Origin of the sequence: Plantibacter sp. VKM Ac-2885, assembly GCF_015351205.1 — a bacterium.
Classification (GTDB): domain Bacteria; phylum Actinomycetota; class Actinomycetes; order Actinomycetales; family Microbacteriaceae; genus Plantibacter; species Plantibacter auratus.
In genome coordinates, this window is the sequence record NZ_JADKSK010000001.1 from 1771054 (window position 1) to 1788033 (window position 16980).

Below are 16980 nucleotides of genomic sequence, written 5' to 3' on the forward strand. Positions count from 1 at the left end.
CGCCGGTCGGCCGTCGCGGTGATGTCGGGAGGCTCCGGTAACGTGCGGACCATGACCGTTCCCGACGCCTCCGACGATCCGACGGGTGCGGTCCGTGACGCGGACCGCACGCCCGTCGGCGACCCGGCTGTCGGCACGCGCGTCCGGCTCGACGACTCGCAGGCGGCCGTGCTGCGGCTCGCGGACGACCGGTCCGCCGTCGTGCTCGGGGCTCCCGGCACGGGCAAGACCACGACGCTCATCGAAGCGGTCGCGGAACGCGTGCACTCGCGCGGTCTGCGTACCGACGAGGTGCTCGTCATCGCCTCCTCCCGGTCGTCGGCGCAGGTCCTCCGCGACCGCCTCGAGGCACGGGTCGCGCGCGCCACACCCGGATCCCTGGCGCGCACCGCCATCTCCCTCGCGCTCGAGGTCATCGCGGGCTCCGGGGCGTTCGCCGGTTCAGGACGACCGCGGTTGCTGACGGGCGGCGAGCAGGACCAGACCATCGCCGAGCGACTCCTCGGCGACGAACAGGACGCGACCGGTCCACTGTGGCCCGCGGAGCTCGGTCCCGAGGTCAGGCGCCTGCAGGGGTTCCGCACCGAGCTCCGGAACCTCATGGAACGCAGCGTCGAACACGACGTCGCGCCCGCCGAGCTGCGTCGGCTCGGTACGGAGCACGGGCGTCCCGAGTGGGTCGCGTCCGCGGGCTTCATCGAGGGGTTCCTCGCCGACGACTGGCGCGGACACCTCACGCCCGCGGCGGCCCTCGCCCGCGCCGTTCGGCTCCTCGACGAACAGGAACCGGGAACGGGCGTGCTCGGCAGCCTGCGGGTGGTCTTCGTGGACGACGCCCAGGAGGCGACCCACGGCGTCCTGCAGCTGTTCGCCGCGCTCGCCCGACACGGGGTCACGATCGTCGCGTTCGGCGACCCCGACCTCACGACGGGGGCCTTCCACGGTGCCCGAGCCGACGCGCTCGGGCGGTTCGCCGAGGTGCTCGGTCGCCCGGTGGACACGCTCGTCCTCGGGCAGGTCCACCGCGGGACGCCGGACATCCGGGCGACCATCCGCGGCGTCGCCGAACGCATCGGCACGGCCGGCGCCGGACTCCATCGCACGGCCGCGCCACCGGTCGATGACGCGGAGGCCCCCGAGCACTCCGTCGTCACCGTGGCGGCCGGTTCCCCGGCCGAGCAGATCGCGGTCGTCGCACGCTTCCTCCGCGAGCGCCACGTCCTCGACGGCGTCGCGTGGGCCGACATGGCGGTGGTCGTCCGCAGCGGCGGGCTGATCCCGGCGATCGAACGGGGCTTGTCCTCCCTCGAGGTGCCCACCCGGGCGAGCACCGGCGGAGCACCGCTGCGCGACCACCCGTTCGTCAGGTCGGTCCTCCTCGCCATGTCGGTGGCGCTCGGACGGACGCCGCTCGACGCCGAGGTCGTGACCGAACTCCTCCACAGCGCGCTCGGCGGACTGGACTCGATCGGGGTCAGGCGACTCCGGGCAGCGCTCCGGCACGCCGATCTCGCTGAGGGCCTCGACCGCAGCGCGGACCGCCTGCTGGAAGAGGCGTTCGCCGTCCCCGGTGCACTCATCGGACTCGAGACACCCTCCGCCGCCCGCGCCCGCTCACTCGCCGACAGCCTTGCCGAGGCGAGCGCGCAGGCGGCGGCGGGCGCTTCGGCCGAGGAGCTCGTCTACGGCCTCTGGTCGCGGAGCAGGCTCGAGCGCTCCTGGGTCTCGCTGTCGAAGGGCAGCGGTCAGGCCGCCGAGGAGGCGAACCGCGACCTCGACGCGATCACCCAGCTGGCCGATGCGGCACGCACCTTCGTCGAGGCGGAGCCCGACACCCCGGCCTCCGTCTTCCTCGACCGCCTGCTCGAACAGACGGTCGGCGACGACTCCCTCGCGCCGACGGGCCTCCGGGAGGCGGTCACGATCGCGACGCCCGCGGCCCTGGTCGGGACCGCGTTCGACACGGTCGTCGTCGCCGGCATGCAGGACGGCGTGTGGCCCAACCTGCGGGTCCGCGACTCACTGCTCGGCGCCTCGGAGCTTGTGGAGCTGCTGGAGGGCACGGCCACGGCGACGGCGGACGCACGACGCGCCGTCCTCCACGACGAGCTCCGACTCTTCGCCCAGGCGACCTCCCGTGCGCACCGGTCGCTCATGGTGGTCGCGGTCGTCGACGACGACCACCAGGCGAGCCCGTTCCTCACGCTGCTCCCGGAACCCGATCCGCACCGGGCATCCCTGTCGCCCCTGTCGCTCCGGGGGCTCGTCGGCACCCTGCGTCGCTCGCTCACCCGCCGGATCCGCCCCGCGGACCCGGCCGAGCGTGCCGCGTCCGCCTCGGCCCTGGCCATCCTCGCGACAGTGGGAGTCCCCGGCGCTCCGACCGAGGAGTGGTACGGCGTGGCCGCACCGAGCTCGACGGCACCGCTGCACGACCCCGCCGTCGAGGAGCTGCCGGTCTCCCCGTCCCGCATGGAGGCCTTCGAGGAGTGCCCGCTGCACTGGGCGATCGCCCGACTGGGCGGCGGAGCCTCCGGGTTCGCCTCCGGGCTCGGCACGATCGTGCACGCCGCGCTCGAACACGCCGAGTCCTCCGACGAGGCCGCGCTCTGGGCAGCGGTGGAGGACCGCTGGGACGAACTCCACTTCGAGGCGGCCTGGGAGGGCGCGGCGACGAAACGGCGTGCGGCGGAACTCGTCCACCGGTTGTCGGCGTACCTCCACGACGCGGAGCGGGCGGGCGTGACCTCGATCGGCAACGAGAGCCGGTTCAGCCTCCGCATCCCCATCGGTGAGTTGGGCGGCGCGGCCGTGCTCGGCGGCTCGATCGACCGCGTCGAACTCGTGCCCGACGCCGACGGGACGCGACGCGTCGTGATCGCCGACCTCAAGACCGGCGGCTCGGCGCCCAGACAGGACCGGGAGGTCGCCGACATGGCGCAGCTCGGTGCCTACCAGCTCGCGCTGGCGTCCGGTGCGATCACCGGTACTGAGGGGCTGCTGAGCGGTGGCGCGAAGCTCATCGTCGTGTCGGCCGGCACGAAGCGCAAGGAGTACTACGACCCGGCCCAGCCCGCCTTCGACGACGAAGCCCTCGAGCGCTTCCGCGAGCGTGTTCTGGCGGACGCGGTCGGCATGGCCGGCGCGGTGTTCGAGGCCCGCGTCGGGACCCACTGTCATGACCCGTTCGCGTTCGGCGAGTGCGCCATCCACGTCGTCCCGGCGGTGAGCTCGTGAGCACGGAGGAGACCTACTCGGCCGAGATGCTCGCCGGCCTGCTCGGCCTCCCACAACCGACGACGCAGCAGGTCGAGGTCATCGAGGCCCCCATGGCACCCGTACTCGTCGTCGCCGGTGCCGGGAGCGGGAAGACCGAGACCATGGCGTCACGCGTCGTGTGGCTGCTCGCCAACCGGCACGTGAACGTCGACGGGATCCTGGGGCTCACCTTCACCAGGAAGGCCGCGGGTGAGCTGGCGGCACGGATCGGCAAGCGGATCGCCGCCCTGCAGGACATCGGGATCCTGGATCCCGCGGCCGACGCGCTCTTCGACCGTCCCGAGGTGTCCACCTACAACGCCTATGCGAACGCCCTGTTCCGCGACAACGCCCTCCTGGTGGGCCGTGAGCCCGAGTCGGTCCTGCTGTCCGAGGCGTCCGCCTGGCGACTCGCGAGGCGCGTCGTGGTCCGACACGGAGACGAACGGCTCGCCACCCTCGGCAAGTCCGTCGACCAGGTGGCCGAGCTCGTCCTCTCGCTGAGTCACGAGCTCGCCGAGATCGACGGCACCACCGAGGAGCTGCTCGGCTTCGTGGAACGGTTCGTCGGCATCGGCGAGCTCCCCGACGGCGGTCGCGGGGCGTACGCGCAGATCGACCAGGCCGTCGAGGTCGTGGGTGCCCTGCCGGTCCTGCTCGACCTCGCGCACCGCTACGCCGACGAGAAGCGCCGGCAGGGACTCGTCGAGTTCTCCGACCAGGTCGCCCTCGCGCTCGCCGCCTGCGAACGTTCGCCGAAGGTCGCCGCCGTCGCACGCGATCGCGCGGGCGTCGTCCTGCTCGATGAGTACCAGGACACCTCGGTCGTGCAGACCAGACTGCTGTCGACCCTGTTCGCCGACCACCCCGTCATGGCGGTCGGCGACCCGCACCAGTCCATCTACGGCTGGCGCGGCGCGAGCGCGGCGAACCTCGCACGGTTCTCACGCGACTTCGGTCGGGAGGTCGCCGCCACCCAGTTCAACCTGTCCACGAGTTGGCGGAACGACCGCACGGTCCTCGAAGCCGCGAACGTCCTCGTCCGCCCGTTGCAGCAGCAGGCGCAGACGGCGGGGAAGCTGCGAGTCCTCGACCTCGAGCCGAAGCCCGGTGCCGGGGCGGGCTCCCTCGCCGTCGAGTTCCCCGAGACCGGTGCCGAGGAGATCCGGATGGTCGCCGAGTGGTGCGCGGACCGGTTGCTCGCCGAACGCGGGGGAGACCCGGCCGGTTCGGCCGCGATCCTGTTCCGGGCGCGCCGACCGATGCAGGACTTCGCCGACGGCCTCGCCGCGCTCGGCGTCCCGCACCACATCCTCGGCCTCGGCGGTCTGCTCTCCTCGCCGGAGATCGTCGACGTGACGGCGGCACTGCGGGTCATCCACGATCCCGGTGCCGGGTCCTCGCTCATCAGGCTCCTGAGCGGGCCTCGCTGGCGGATCGGCGTCCACGACCTCGGTCACCTCGTGGAGGTGGCCCGGTACCTGCAGGCCATCGACTGGAAGACGAAGCGGTACGACGCCGAACTGGCCGCCCGGCTCCGTGAGTCGGTCGCCGACGACGACGGGCGGTCGATCATCGACGCGCTCGACTTCATCGCCGCCGACCGCGTGCCGGCCGGCCTCGCCGCCGGGTTCACCGACGAGGCGCGTTCGCGTCTTCGGGAGGCCGGACTGGTGTTCGCCTCCCTGCGGCGTCGTGCGGGCAGCGGCCTCCCCGATCTCGTCAGAGCGGTCGAGCGCGAGTTGCGGCTCGACATCGAGGTCGTCGCGAACGAGTCGACCGGCTCCGCGGCGCGCGCTCCGGCCAGACTGCAGGCGTTCCACGACGAGGTCATCTCGTTCATCCAGGCGGAGGAGCAGGTGACGCTCGGCAGCCTGCTGGCGTGGATCGACCGCTCGCTCGCCCGAGACGACCTCGGACCGGCGAGCGACGCACCCGACCAGGGTGCGGTCCAACTGCTCACCATCCACGGTTCGAAGGGCCTCGAGTGGGATCATGTCGCGATCCCGCGGCTCGTGGTCGACGAACTGCCAGCCAAACCAAAGGACGGCAAGGGCTGGGTCCGTCTCGGGACGCTGCCGTACGACTTCCGAGGCGACGCAGCGGAGCTGCCGGAGTTCGCCTGGCGGACGGCCGAGACGCGGAAGGAGGTCGTCGACGCTCAGCTCGCCTTCTCGGAAGCGCTCGGCGAACGCGCGCTCGACGAGGAACGCCGGCTCGCGTATGTGGCGGTGACCCGCGCCAAGCACGACCTCCTGCTCACCGGCTCGTTCTGGTCGGGCGATCGGAAGCGGCCCCGTGCTGCGAGCACCTACCTCCTGGAGCTGGCCTCGGCGGGCGTCATCGCACCGCTCCCCGCCGCCTCCGCCTTCGAGGAGAACCCGGTCGACTCCGGTGCCGCGGCCCTCGACTGGCCACTCGATCCGCTCGGCGCGCGTCGGAGCGTCGTCGAGCGGGCGGCGGCCGAGGTCGACCAGCGGCGCGGGCGGTCCGAGTCCGAGCTGCTGGCGACCCTCGGCCCCCTCGAGAACGAGCTGACGCTGCTCCTCGAGGAACGACGCCGTGCCGCGACGACGACCGCGCGCGGTGAGCTCCCCGTGCGCATCCCCGCGTCCAAGTTCAAGGAGTTCGTCACGGAACCGGAGGCCGCACTCGAACGTCTGCGTCGCCCCGTCCCGCAGCGGCCCTACCGGCAGACCCGCCTCGGGACCCGGTTCCATTCGTGGGTCGAGGCGCACTACGGACGCTTCGGATTGCAGGAGCTGGTCGACGCGCTCCCAGAGGAGCTCGACGTCGAACGCCCGGGGCCGGACGCGTCGGAGGGGATCGGGTTCGACGAGCTCACCGAGCGGTTCCTCGCCTCGGAATGGGCGGACGTCCGACCGATCGAGGTCGAGACCGAGATCCACGTGCCGCTCGGCGACACCGGACGAGTGGTGGTCTGCAAGCTCGACGCGGTGTTCGAGCGCGGGGACCGGTTCGAGATCGTCGACTGGAAGACCGGCGCGGTACCCACGACGCCGGAGGACATGCGGAACGCCTCGTTCCAGCTCGCGCTCTACCGTCTGGCGTACGCGCACCACCGGGAGGTCGACCCCGAGCGCATCGACGCCGTGCTCTACTACGTGAGCCACGACGTGCAGCTCCGGCCGGAACGCCTCTACTCGGAGGAGGAGCTCCTGTCGGAGTGGGAGCGGTCCTTCGGGGAGGCCGCCGAGTCCCAGAGCTCGAACGACGAGGTGTCGATCTGATCCGTGGCGTTCGCGTCCGCGTCGGTTCCGGCGTGGTCGCGATCCTCGTCGGCCTCACCCTCGTCGGTGTCGTCGTCGTCCGAGCCGCCGGGATCGCGGCCGAGGGCGCGCTCGAGCTCTGACCGGTCATAGGTGTCGGTCTGCATGGCGATGCCGGGGGAGGACGAGCCGATCGGCGTGCGGTCGAGCATGTCCTCGACCTCGTCGACGTCGAGGACGGGTCCGGTCGTGGTGCCGAGGGGGTCCGTCACGTCGCCGAGCACGCGGTCGACGAGCCCGTCGAGCATCGCGACCGCGTCCTCGACGATGGTCTCGTCATGGCTGTCGCGACCGTGCAGGAGCCAGCGGGCGATCTCGAGTTCCGCGTAGAGGCGGGCGCGGAGCGTGACGAAGCGGTCGGGTCCGCGGGAGCACGAGGCCGCGTAGGCGGACAGCGCCTGCTCGCCGGTCGCGCCGAGCGTCGCGATCCAGTGGAGGTCGAGGGCCGGGTCGCCGACCCGCAGCGAGCCCCACTCGATGACGCCGTTGACCAAGCCGTGGCCGTCCTGACGGATGACGAGCACCCGGTCGGCGGCGAGGGATCCGTGGATGACGGTGGGCTGGAACTGCCAGAGTGAGTGGTCCTCGACGGCCGCCTGCCAGCGCTCCCGGACGGCGGTCGGGAGGAGCCTCGTCTCGGCGGCGCGGGACACGATGCGGTGCGCGTCCGCCCGGATGAGTTCGGTGGACAGCAGCGGGAGGCCCGCTTCCGCGATGAAGGCCGACGGGAGGGAGTGGATCGCGGCGACCGCGGCACCGAGCGAGTCGGAGAGGACCTCGTCGCGGCCGAGCGCGGTCGGGTCGAGGTGACTGCCGGCCACGAAGTCGAGCACGACGGCGCGAGTGCCGTCGACGGGCAGTTGGCCCACGACGGTTGGAGCGTCGAAGGGCAACCTGCTGCGGATACCGGGCGTGAGTGCGCGAAGGGCGATGAGGTCCGCGGACTGCTCCGTCTCGGCCTGCTGTGAGGTCGGGATGCGCACGATGAGCTCGCGCCCGTCGGCCGTCACGAGACGGGCCGCGTCGTAGTTCCCCTCGCCGCCGGCGGTGTGCGCGCCGGACCCGCGGACCTGGAGGTCGGCGACGGCCGAGGTGGCCAACGCGGCTAGAGTGAGATGGGATCTGGCCATGACATCCAGGGTACGGGGCCGTCCCGGTGAGCCGCGCTCGCCACGCCCTCAGAGAGGTTGTCCATGACGATTCAGGTTCGCGCACTCGCCGGTCTACCGCTCGCGAGAGGCGGACTCGACCGTCACGGCGAGCTCCGTTCACGACCGGACGTGCTCGACGGACTGCGGGTCGATCCGAACGCCCGAGCCGTCGTCCTCCGCGGTCGGCGCGCACTCGTGACCGGCGACGCGCTCGACCTCCTGGATCCCTCGGAGCTGCCCGAGCCGGAGCTCATGGTCTACCTCGGAAGCACCGTCGAAGACACCCCGGGGACACCACGGGGCACCGACATCCTGCTGTGGGTCCTCGCCGACGCCGACGCCGACGCGATCACCGAGGACGAAGACCGCTGGTTCGACCTCCGTCGGAGCGGACACCGGCTGTCCGACCGCGACGTCGGGATCCTGGCGACGTCGCTGGCGATCGCCGGCTGGCATCGCGCCGAGCCGTTCTGTGCGCACTGCGGCTCGCCGACCACGGTCCGCAACGCCGGCTGGGCACGGCACTGCCCGGTCGACGGCAACGAACTCTTCCCGCGCATGGACCCCGCGGTCATCGTCGCGGTCGTCGATCCTCAGGGACGGATCCTGCTCGGGTCGAACGCGATGTGGGAGCACAACCGCTACTCGCTGCTGGCCGGCTACGTCGATGCCGGCGAGTCCCTCGAGCAGGCCGTCGCCCGCGAGATCTTCGAGGAGTCGGGGATGCGTCTCGGCACGCCCGTCTACCTCGGTTCGCAGCCGTGGCCGTTCCCGCGCTCGCTCATGCTCGGCTTCGTCGCGCCGCTCGCGGAGGATCAGGATCCGGAGGCGCTCGTCCCGGACGGCCAGGAGATCCTCGACCTGCGGTGGTTCACTCGGGAGGAACTCGAGGACCCGGCCACCGACGTCATCCTCCCCGGACCGTCGTCGATCGCACGAGCCGTGATCGACGAATGGCTTCGCGGATCCTGGTCTCGATGAGGCGCGGCACCACCGAGGGGTCCCGATGAGCAGTCCGGCCGAACTGCTGGCCGGACTCGACCCCGACCAGGCCGTCGCAGCGGAGGCGCTCCGCGGACCCGTGTGCATGCTCGCCGGCGCAGGCACCGGCAAGACCCGCGCGATCACCCATCGCATCGCCTACGGCGTCGCGACCGGGACCTACACGGCGTCGCGCGTCATGGCGCTCACCTTCACCAGCCGCGCCGCTGCGGAACTCCGTGGCCGGCTCCGGGCACTCGGAGCCGAGGGTGTCTCGGCCAGGACCTTCCACGCCTCCGCGCTCTCGCAGCTGAACTTCTTCTGGCCCCAGGTCGTCGGCGGACAGGTGCCTGCGCTCGTCGAGAGCAAGGGCCGGGTGCTCGGGCACGCGGCCGAACGGCTCCGGTTGCGGGTCGACACCGCGACCCTGCGCGACGTGGCGGGCGAGATCGAATGGCGCAAGGTGTCCGGCCTGACCCTCGAGCAGTATGCGGCGTCGAACCGGCCGCTGCCGGCCAAGCTGTCCCTCGAGCAGGTCGTCTCGCTTCAGGAGACCTACGAGCAGTTGAAGGACGAGCGCCGGCGCATCGACTTCGAGGACGTCCTGCTCGCATGCGCCGGCATGATCGAGACCGAGCCCGCCGTCGCCATGCAGGTGCACGAGCAGTACCGCTTCTTCGTCGTGGACGAGTACCAGGACGTCTCGCCGCTGCAGCACCGACTCCTCGAACTCTGGCTGGGTGGACGACGGGACGTGTGCGTCGTCGGCGACGCGAGCCAGACCATCTACTCTTTCGCCGGTGCTCGTTCCGACTACCTGCTCGACTTCCCGACCCGGTACCACGACGCCACGGTCGTCCGGCTCGAGCGCAACTACCGTTCCGCCCCGCCGGTCGTGGCCGCGGCGAACACGCTCATGCGGGGGCGCCCGGGGGCATTGCATCTCTCAGCGGCCACCGCACGCGACGACGAGGGCACCCAGACCGCACGGCCCGAGACGCCGGCGGTCGGCCTGCGGCAGTACCCGAACGAGTTGTCCGAGGCGAGAGGCGTGGCCTCGGAGATCCTCGTGCAGCTGCAGGCGGGCGTCCCTGCCTCGGAGATCGCCGTGCTCTACCGGATCAACGTGCAGGCGGCGGCGTTGGAGACGGCCCTGGGTGAGGCCGGCGTGCCCTACGTCATGCACGGCTCCAAGCGCTTCTTCGAGCTGCCCGAGGTGCGGCAGGCCCTGCTCCAGCTCCGCGCGGCCTCCGTCTCGATCAGCGGTGAGCCCCTGTTCAAGTCCGTGAGCGACGTGCTCCGGTCGCTCGGCTGGAGCCAGGACCCGCCCGACGGTGGTGGTGCGGTGCGCGACCGCTGGGAGTCGCTCAACGCGATCATGGGGCTCGTCGACCAGGCGCCGGAGGGGACCTCGTTCCGCGCCTTCACGGATGAGCTGCAACTGCGGCAGGCCGCGCAGCACGAGCCGACGGTCGAGGCGGTCACGCTGGCGACCCTGCACTCGGCGAAGGGCCTCGAGTGGGAGGCCGTGCACCTCATCGGGCTCTCCGAGGGCTATCTGCCGATCTCCTACGCGAAACAGTTCGAGCAGGCGGACGAGGAACGGAGGCTCCTCTACGTCGGCATCACGCGCGCCAAGCGGCTGCTCAACCTGTCCTGGTCCGAGATGCAGCAACGTGGGGGTCGACGCGAGCCGTCGCGATTCCTGGCAGAGCTCGGCATGCGCACCTCGAGTGCTCCCGGACGACGCGGCGCCTGACCCCACCGGTCGCGGCGTCGACCACCAGCTGGGTGCTCGCGAGGATGGGCTGGGACGCGTCGAGGTGTCGGAGCACCAGGCGGGTCACGCGGGTCGCGACCTCCGCGCCGAGGAGCTGGGTGTCGAGTGGTGAGCGGCGCCCGAGGAGCTGGGAGGCGACGGCCGGCCAGGCCGGATCGTCGTCGGTGCGGTGCAGCTCGACGCAGTGCAGGCACGGCCCTGAACCGGGTGTCACGAACGGCCCGATCCTCACGACACGATCGCTGAAGACGACCGGCAGGTGCGGGACGTCGTCGCGCAGCCAGCGCGTGTACCGACTCGGCGGGATGACGAAGTCGGCGAAGAGGACGGCGACGTCGACGTGGTCGGGCTGCGACCCGGATCCGGTCGACCCCGACTCCGGTGGCAGGAGTTCGACCGCCTCCTGCTCGGAGAGGAGACGTCGGAGGAGTTCGGCCGCCGGGCTCGCGCCGTCCACGACGACCCGGTGCGTCACGGTGGGTCCGGAAGCGGGGGCGTCGTGCTCGATCACCGGGTCGAGCGTCGAGAGGACGCGATCGAACTCCTGGGCTGGGATGTCGAAGGCGTCCGGCAGCCGTCGTTCGACGAGAGCCGGGAAGCCGGCACGCAGTGCCGCGACGACCTGCTCGGTCTCGGTCCGGACGCTGTCGAGCAGGACCGCTTCATCGACTCCCACCTGCAGGCTGTGCGGGGTTCGCCAGAGCAGCGGTCTCCTGGGATCGAGGCGCGTCGTCATCCATCGATGATGACGGGTCGACGACCGGTCGCGTCGTCACTCTCCACAGCCCGCCCGGAAGGACGAGCTGTGGAGCGTCGCTGTGGATCAGACCGGGGGGCCGCCGGCACCGTTCGGGCCGGAGGGCTCCGAACCGGGCTCGTCGTCGTGCTGGTCGCCGCGTTCCTCGCCACGGAGGAGGTCTTCGAGCGCGAGATCCATCTCGTCCTGCTCGGGACGCTCGCCCCTGGCCTCCGCTTCGAGGCGCGCGATGAGCGCCTCCGGGGCGTCGATGTCGGCGGCGGTCGGCACGAGGTCGGGGTGCGACCACAGGGCGTCACGCTGCGCGGTACCGACGGCGTCGGTGACCTGCTGCCACATCTGCGCAGCCTCGCGCAGCCGGCGGGGTCGCAGCTCGAGTCCCACGAGCGCGCCCAAGGCCTGTTCGGCCGGCCCACCGGCGGCGCGGCGTCGGCGGACGGTCTCCGCGATGGCCGCGGAGCGGGGGAGGCGCTCGGTGGCTGCCGCGGTGACCACGTCGACCCAGCCCTCGATGAGGGCGAGCGTCGTCTCGAGTCGAGCGAGGCTCGCGTCCTGTGCCTCCGTGCGGGCGGGGATGAGTGCCCCGCTCGTCATGGCCTCCCGGAGTTCCTCTGGGTTCGACGGGTCGAAGCTCTCGGCGAGCTCCTCGAGTCGATCGGTGTCGATCCGGATGCCGCGCGCGAAGTCGGTGATCGAGGAGATGAGATGCAGGCGGAGCCAGCGGGCGTGGCGGAAGAGTCGTGCGTGCGCGAGTTCGCGGACCGCCAGGTAGATCTGGACCTGATCCGCCGGGATGTCGAGACCCTCGCCGAAGTCGGCGACGTTCTGGGGCACCAGGGCGGCCTCGTTGTCGTCGAGCAGTGGGATGCCGATGTCGCCGCCGGAGACGACCTCCTTGGAGAGCTGACCGACGACTTGTCCGAGCTGCATGGCGAAGAGCGTGCCGCCGATGCCGCGGACGAGCTGTCCGGCGTTCGCGATCATGCTCGACAGCTCCTCGGGCGCGCGTTCCGTGAGTACGCCGGTCAGGGCGTTCGCGATGTTCGTGGCCACCGGCTCGGCGAGCTGCGTCCAGAACGGCATCGTCTTCGTGGCCCAGCGCGTCCTCGTGTACAGGGCCGGTTCGCTCGACAGCTCGGCGACGTCGGTGACGTCGGCGAGCCACAGGGAGGCGATGTGGAACGCCTGCTCGAACGCCGCGCGCTGCTCGGGCGTCGTGTCCTGGGCGCCGTCTCCGGCGATGGTCTTCGCCTGCTGGAGCGAGGTGTCCCAGTTGATGCCGTCGCCACTGGAGCGGAGTGCGCCCTGGAGCTGCGACATGAGCGCAGCGAGACTGGCCGGATCGCTGGGGAGGCCGGCGGCGCCGGCGAGCTGGCTCGGGTCGAACGAACCGTTGCCGGAGAGGAGCTCGCGGAGCATGTCGCGGAACTCGTCCTCCGGACTCTTGTCGGAATCCTCTGGCACGTCAGCCGCCTCTCAGATAGCTCGGTGCTGGGCCTTCTACGCTAGTCGCACCTCGCTGAAGAATCGCCGGGGTATGGTTGGTCGGGTTTCCGCCCACCGCGAACACTCCGGAAGGCTTGCATGTCGCTCTTCGCCGATGAGGCTCCCACCGCTTCGGCGCCGACCGGTCCGGGTCGCAATCGTCGCGCCCGGTTCGGGTGGATCGTGCTCAGCCTCTCGCTCGTCCTCCTCGGCGTGCTCTCGGCGGTACCCGCGCCGTACGTCATCGAACAGCCGGGTCCCGTGTTCAACGTGCTGGGTACGACCGAGGGCGACGACGGCGACGTCCCGCTCATCGAGGTCCACGACGAGCAGACCTACGAGACCGGCGGCACACTCGACATGTTGACGGTCCAGCTGGTCGGGAACCCGCAACGGAGCCCGGGCTGGCTCGACATCGTCTCGGCCTGGTTCGACCCGAGCCGCGCCGTCGTGCCGATGGACCTCTACTTCCCGCCCGGCGTCACGACCGAGCAGCGCGACGAGCAGAACGCGACCCTCATGGTCGATTCGCAGCAGGACTCGGTCGCGGCGGCGTTGCGAGAGCTCGGGTACGAGGTCCCCGAGCACATCGTGGTTGCACAGATCGCGGAAGGTGCCCCCGCGCAGGGTGTGCTGCAGCTCGACGACGAGATCGTCGCGGTCGACGGTACGCCGGTGACCGGCCTTGCCGGCCTGCGGGACGCGATCAACGCCAACGGCACGGACAAGCCGGTCACGATCGACATCGTGCGCGGGGGAGCGGCGAGCACCGTCGAGATCACGCCGACGACCGCGACCGCGTCGGACGGGACGACCTCGACCGTGATCGGCATCGGTACCAAGACCACCTACGACCTCCCCGTCGACATCACCATCCAGCTCGACAACGTCGGCGGGCCGAGCGCCGGCATGATGTTCGCGCTCGGCATGATCGACCTGCTCACCCCGGGCGAGCTCAACGGCGGGAAGGACGTCGCCGGTACCGGGACGATCGACGCCGACGGCAACGTCGGCGCGATCGGCGGCATCCGGCAGAAGCTGTTCGGCGCGAAGGACGCCGGGGCCGAGTGGTTCCTGGCACCGGAGAGCAACTGCGACGAGGTCGCCGGACACGTTCCGGACGGCTTGACGGTCTTCGCCGTGAAGACCCTCGACGATTCGCTCGCAGCGCTCAAGGCCATCGCGGACGGAGCCGACACGAGCAAGCTGCCCACCTGCTCGGCCGGTTGACCGCTTCGGGCGCTCTCCCAGCCCGGCCGCTTTAGGATGGGTGGGACGACCCCTATCTGAAGAGGCCACACGTGACATCCGCAGCAGCAGAGAAGCCCCTGTCCACTCAGCGCCGACGCGCCCCGATCGCGATCACGGTGGCGATCATCGCCGCGCTCCTGATCGGGTTCTTCGTGTTCTCGGGGTTCTACGCCGACCTGCTGTGGTTCCAACAGCTCGGCTTCACCGAGGTCCTGACCACGCAGTGGATCGCGGCGATCGCCATGTTCCTCGTCGGGTTCGTGGGCATGGCCCTGCCCGTCTGGCTCGCCATCGAGATCGCCTACCGGACCCGTCCGGTCTACGCGAAGCTCAGCTCGCAGGTCGACCGCTACCAGCAGGTGGTCGAGCCGCTCCGCCGACTCGCGACCTACGGCATCCCGGCGCTCTTCGGCCTCTTCGGCGGTGTCGCCGCGGCTTCGCGCTGGCAGCTGGTGCTGCTGTGGATGAACGGCACCCCGTCCGGCACCAAGGACCCGCAGTTCAACCTCGACGTGTCGTTCTACCTCTTCGACCTGCCGTTCTTCCAGGCCGTGGTCGCCTTCTCCTCGGCGGTCGTCCTGATCGCCCTCATCGCCACCGCCGTCGTCACCTACCTCTACGGAGGCATCCGGGTGGTCAGCCGTGAGGTCTGGATCTCCATGGCGGCCCGCGTGCAGATCTCGGTGCTCGCCGCGCTGTACCTGATCCTGCAGGCCGTCAGCCTCTGGCTCGATCAGTACACGACGCTGAACGACACCGGCACGCTCATCACCGGCGCCTCGTACACCGACGTCGCCGCCACCATCCCCGGTCGGGTCATCCTCGCCGGGATCGCGCTCATGGTCGCCGTCCTGTTCGTCGTCACCGCGTTCACCGGCCGCTGGCGTCTGCCGCTCGTCGGTACCGCGCTGCTCATCGTCGCGTCCCTCATCGTCGGCAGCCTCTACCCGTGGATCGTCCAGCGTTTCCAGGTGGAGCCGAACGCGAAGAGCCTCGAGACGCCGTACATCAAGCGGAACATCGACATGACCCGCGACGCCTACGGGATCGCCGACGTCGAGGAGGAGGAGTACGCGGCCACCACCGACGCGACCCCCGGAGCACTCCGTCAGGACGCCGAGACCACGGCGAACATCCGGATCATCGACCCGTCGCTCGTGAGCGCCTCGGTCGCGCAGCTCGAGCAGTTCAAGCAGTTCTACTCCTTCGACAAGCAGCTCGACGTCGACCGCTACAACATCGACGGCAAGACGCAGGACGCCGTCGTCGCGGTCCGCGAGCTGAACGTCGCCGGCCTCGACAATTCGCAGTCGTGGATCAACAACACCGTCGTGTACACCCACGGGTACGGTCTGGTCGCGGCCTACGGCAACCAGCGCTCGGCCTCCGGTGAGCCGGTCTTCCTCGAGTCCGGTATCCCCACCACCGGCGCGCTCGGCGACTTCGAACCGCGCGTGTACTTCGGTGAGCAGTCGCCCGACTACTCCATCGTCGGCGCTCCCAAGGGCGCGGACCCGGTGGAGCTCGACTACCCGTCGGGCACGCAAGGTGAGTCGCAGACCTACACGACCTTCGACGGCGATGGCGGGCCCAAGCTCGACAACGTCTTCAAGAAGCTCGTCTACGCACTCAAGTTCCAGTCGGAGCAGATCTTCCTCTCCGACTCCGTGAACAGCCAGTCGCAGATCCTCTACGACCGCGACCCGCTCACCCGGGTCCAGAAGGTCGCTCCCTACCTGACGCTCGACTCCGACCCCTACCCGTCCGTGGTGGACGGTCAGATCGTCTGGATCGTCGACGGCTACACGACGAGCGCCAGTTACCCCTACTCGAAGACCGTGAGCCTGTCCGACACGATCTCCGACTCGGTCACGCCGGCGCAGAACTATGCGCTCGACGACGTCAACTACATCCGGAACTCGGTGAAGGCGACCGTCAACGCGTACGACGGCAAGGTGACGCTCTACAGCTGGGACGACCAGGATCCGATCCTCAAGACCTGGCAGAAGGTGTTCCCGTCGACGGTCAAGCCGATGTCGGACATGTCCGGCGATCTGATGAGCCACGTCCGGTACCCGGCCGACCTCTTCAAGGTCCAGCGTTCGGTGCTCGGCCAGTACCACGTGACCAACGCCGGTTCGTTCTACTCGAGCGAGGACGCGTGGGTCACCCCCAACGACCCGCAGTCGACCGACACGGAGAAGAAGTACCAGCCGCCGTACTACCTGACGATGCAGCTGCCCGAGCAGGACGCGCCGTCCTTCTCCCTGTACTCCACGTTCATCCCGCGTCAGGGCGGTGAGCAGTCGCGGAACGTACTGACGGGCTACCTCGCGGTCGATGCGAACGCCGGCGCCGAGGACGGCAAGCGGAGCTCCGACTACGGCAAGATCAGACTCTTGACCCTGCCGAAGGACGACACCGTGCCGGGCCCCGGCCAGGTGCAGAACACCTTCGACTCGGATCCGAGCGTGTCGAGCCAGATCAACATCCTGAAGCAGGGCCAGACCGAGGTGCTGAACGGCAACCTGCTGACCGTGCCGGTCGGTGGCGGTCTGCTCTACGTGCAGCCGGTCTACGTGAAGTCCACCGGTGACACGAGCTTCCCGCTCCTGCAGAAGGTGCTCGTCGCCTTCGGCGACCAGATCGCCTTCGAAGACACGCTGGACGAGGCGCTCGACGTCCTGTTCGGCGGCGACTCGGGTGCGGACGCGGGTGACACCAACGTCCCCGGAGACAGCACGACGCCCCCGACGGACGGCACGGACACCGGCGGTACCGACACGGGCTCGACCCCGAGCACAGGCGACCCGACGGTGGATGCGCAGATCAAGACGCTGCTCGACCAGGCGAAGGCCGCGATGGTCGAGAAGGACGCGGCCATGGCGAGCGGTGACTGGGCTGCCTACGGGGTGGCGGACAAGAAGATCTCCGACGCACTGGCGCAGGCGCTGGCTCTGCTGAACGGCTGATTCCGAGCCTGCAATCCGAACGGCGTCGCCCTGACGGGCGGCGCCGTTCGGCGTT

The 16980-nt window shown here is 70.5% G+C and carries 9 protein-coding genes; 6 read left to right on the forward strand and 3 right to left on the reverse strand.

Features of this window, described 5'->3' with window-relative positions; all coding sequences use genetic code 11:
* Positions 1 to 51: 51 nt before the first annotated feature.
* Both ITJ66_RS08555 and ITJ66_RS08560 read left to right on the forward strand, forming a co-directional pair.
* Positions 52 to 3237, forward strand: coding sequence for a UrvD/REP family ATP-dependent DNA helicase (locus ITJ66_RS08555; RefSeq protein WP_194644369.1), 3186 nt, complete (start codon positions 52 to 54; stop codon positions 3235 to 3237).
* Positions 3234 to 6509 carry a UvrD-helicase domain-containing protein gene (locus ITJ66_RS08560; RefSeq protein ID WP_370582595.1) on the forward strand — a complete coding sequence of 1092 codons (3276 nt, stop codon included), beginning with the start codon at positions 3234 to 3236 and terminating at the stop codon, positions 6507 to 6509. Before ITJ66_RS08555 ends, ITJ66_RS08560 begins: the two co-directional genes overlap by 4 nt.
* Here the strand turns inward: ITJ66_RS08560 and ITJ66_RS08565 are convergent.
* Positions 6419 to 7678, reverse strand: coding sequence for a phosphotransferase (locus ITJ66_RS08565; RefSeq protein ID WP_194644370.1), 1260 nt, complete (start codon positions 7676 to 7678; stop codon positions 6419 to 6421). The two genes, ITJ66_RS08560 and ITJ66_RS08565, sit on opposite strands and share 91 nt — an antisense overlap.
* Positions 7679 to 7741: 63 nt before the next feature.
* Between ITJ66_RS08565 and nudC the strand changes: the two genes are divergently transcribed.
* Together nudC and ITJ66_RS08575 are read left to right on the forward strand one after the other, a co-directional pair.
* Positions 7742 to 8680 carry an NAD(+) diphosphatase gene (nudC, locus tag ITJ66_RS08570; RefSeq protein ID WP_194644371.1) on the forward strand — a complete coding sequence of 313 codons (939 nt, stop codon included), beginning with the start codon at positions 7742 to 7744 and terminating at the stop codon, positions 8678 to 8680.
* Positions 8681 to 8705: 25 nt separating this feature from the next.
* Complete coding sequence (locus ITJ66_RS08575) at positions 8706 to 10439, forward strand: ATP-dependent helicase (protein WP_194644372.1); 1734 nt, start codon at positions 8706 to 8708, stop codon at positions 10437 to 10439.
* On the opposite strand, the gene ITJ66_RS08580 is transcribed toward ITJ66_RS08575, so the two are convergent.
* Together ITJ66_RS08580 and ITJ66_RS08585 are read right to left on the reverse strand one after the other, a co-directional pair.
* Positions 10327 to 11196, reverse strand: coding sequence for a TOMM precursor leader peptide-binding protein (locus ITJ66_RS08580; RefSeq protein WP_194644373.1), 870 nt, complete (start codon positions 11194 to 11196; stop codon positions 10327 to 10329). The two genes, ITJ66_RS08575 and ITJ66_RS08580, sit on opposite strands and share 113 nt — an antisense overlap.
* 87 nt (positions 11197 to 11283) lie before the next feature.
* The gene (locus ITJ66_RS08585; RefSeq protein WP_194644806.1) at positions 11284 to 12636 is read right to left on the reverse strand and encodes a zinc-dependent metalloprotease; all 1353 of its coding nucleotides are present in this window, start codon (positions 12634 to 12636) and stop codon (positions 11284 to 11286) included.
* Positions 12637 to 12801: 165 nt separating this feature from the next.
* Between ITJ66_RS08585 and ITJ66_RS08590 the strand changes: the two genes are divergently transcribed.
* Together ITJ66_RS08590 and ITJ66_RS08595 are read left to right on the forward strand one after the other, a co-directional pair.
* Entirely contained in the window at positions 12802 to 13932 is a 1131-nt protein-coding gene (locus tag ITJ66_RS08590) for a PDZ domain-containing protein (RefSeq protein ID WP_194644374.1), read from the forward strand.
* 71 nt (positions 13933 to 14003) lie between these two features.
* Entirely contained in the window at positions 14004 to 16925 is a 2922-nt protein-coding gene (locus ITJ66_RS08595; protein ID WP_138946733.1) for a UPF0182 family protein, read from the forward strand.
* Positions 16926 to 16980 lie beyond the last annotated feature (55 nt).

Excerpts from the sequence above, each read along its gene's own strand:
- ITJ66_RS08575 (WP_194644372.1), top strand. The coding sequence starts at position 8,706 with ATGAGCAGTCCGGCCGAACTGCTGGCCGGACTCGACCCCGACCAGGCC.
- nudC (WP_194644371.1), top strand. The coding sequence starts at position 7,742 with ATGACGATTCAGGTTCGCGCACTCGCCGGTCTACCGCTCGCGAGAGGC.
- ITJ66_RS08590 (WP_194644374.1), top strand. The coding sequence starts at position 12,802 with ATGTCGCTCTTCGCCGATGAGGCTCCCACCGCTTCGGCGCCGACCGGT.
- ITJ66_RS08580 (WP_194644373.1), bottom strand. The coding sequence starts at position 11,196 with ATGACGACGCGCCTCGATCCCAGGAGACCGCTGCTCTGGCGAACCCCG.
- ITJ66_RS08555 (WP_194644369.1), top strand. The coding sequence starts at position 52 with ATGACCGTTCCCGACGCCTCCGACGATCCGACGGGTGCGGTCCGTGAC.
- ITJ66_RS08585 (WP_194644806.1), bottom strand. The coding sequence starts at position 12,636 with ATGCTCCGCGAGCTCCTCTCCGGCAACGGTTCGTTCGACCCGAGCCAG.
- ITJ66_RS08565 (WP_194644370.1), bottom strand. The coding sequence starts at position 7,678 with ATGGCCAGATCCCATCTCACTCTAGCCGCGTTGGCCACCTCGGCCGTC.